Raw genomic sequence first — 413 nt, forward strand, 5'->3', positions numbered from 1 at the left:
ATATAGGATCGCGCTGGACGCAACAGCACGGCCTCACCCGCCCACACCTGCGACAGCCGCAACTCGTCGATGGCGATGGCTTCGGCATCCTCGGGCGCATCCGCACTTTTGAGGAAGACGACATTCCGCTCTGGACTGGCCCCGGTGAGGAGACCTGCGCCACCGTCATTGAACAGCAGGACGACCGGTCCCGTGTGCTCGAAGCGCAGAAGATGCGACCAGCGGATGCGAAGCGCACGCGACCACATGCCGCCGTTCTGGGCCCATTGCGAGAGATCGGTCGCGTTTGGAACCGGGCTTGCGCTCGCCACCTTGAACTCGTTCGGGTCGAGTTCGACGCCATGGTAGCGGGCGACCCGTAGCACCGCCTTGAGGCGCGGGGCAATCCGGTCGAACTCGCCGGGGTCCCCCGG

The 413-nt window shown here is 65.9% G+C and carries 1 pseudogene; it reads right to left on the reverse strand.

The features are described from left to right. Nucleotides 1–413, reverse strand: a pseudogene (locus tag EOA22_RS37310) (peptidase domain-containing ABC transporter); the annotation flags it as partial.

This window comes from Mesorhizobium sp. M7A.F.Ca.US.014.04.1.1, assembly GCF_003998745.1.
Lineage (GTDB): Bacteria > Pseudomonadota > Alphaproteobacteria > Rhizobiales > Rhizobiaceae > Mesorhizobium > Mesorhizobium ciceri.